Below are 1,037 nucleotides of genomic sequence, written 5' to 3'. Positions count from 1 at the left end.
ACAGGTTTCCGCGAAAACCTAAAACGCGTGAAAGATGCCTTAAAAGACAGTCGTTATGACAAGCTAAGTCAGTACTAAGCATTGATTAAGGGGAGCCAATTGGCTCCCCTTTTTATTTCTTCTCGCAACGACTTTACTTGTATTTACTCATTCACACTTGATAAATCGCTTCTCGATTCCAATACCTCTACTGAACTCATGTGCGGCGTGCTTTCTGCAACGCAATCTCCACTGCAATCGCACACCTGTTTTAGTATGAACACCAAACGCTCCTGATTAAGAGGTAAAGGGTTACCTTTAATCGCAACAGACTTAAGCGCATCGTTTGCTACCTGTTCAAACGAAGTTTGGCAAACACCAAACTTACCAAGCAATGGCAATTCTAGCTTATCTAACACCATCTTGACCCAAAGCACGCCGTCATGTTCATTCGCATTCGCTCTATCCGTGACAAGTTGAGCCAGTTTTCGATAACGATTGATCACATCATTCCTGCCCGCTTGCTTTGCTGCATTGATGTTTTCTTGCATCACATGAGGTGCTAAACGTGCAGTTATCACACTGTGCGGAGCATCAAGTTTCCCACCAAGAGCAGAGGCTAACCCATGAGCAGCGCCCAACTTAGCGTTAGTGATCGCCATCCCTCCAAGCAAAGCCGCAAAAGATAAATCCGAACGAGCCGTATGATTATCCTGCTTACAGCCTGCAATCACTGATCGACTCAATCGACGAAGCCCTTCTTCGCATACCATATCAGTGAGAGGATTCGGCTCGCCGCACACATAAGCTTCCATCAGATGCGTAAACGCATCCATAGCGCCTCGTCCAGATGTGTATTGATCTGTCCCATAAGTCAATGTTGGGTCGACAATCGCAACGTCAGCCAACATGTCCGGACTTCTTAAACTTACTTTTACTTTGTCCTGCCCTGACTTCAGAACGGCATTTCTAGTCACTTCTGAGCCGGTACTCGCAGTTGTGGGAATCGCGATGAAGTGAATCGGTTTCGCTTTGAGAGGAACGTTTCTTCCAACTAC

General features: G+C 46.2%; 1 protein-coding gene. It reads right to left on the bottom strand.

The features are described from left to right. Positions 1 to 143: 143 nt before the first annotated feature. Positions 144 to 1,037: iron-containing alcohol dehydrogenase (locus R7Q48_RS24890; protein WP_318132786.1), on the bottom strand; the 894-nt coding region annotated here is incomplete at its 5' end.

The organism is Vibrio sp. 378, assembly GCF_033339435.1.
Note: the sequence above shows the minus strand (reverse complement) of the source record. Positions and strands in the feature narration are given on the sequence as shown.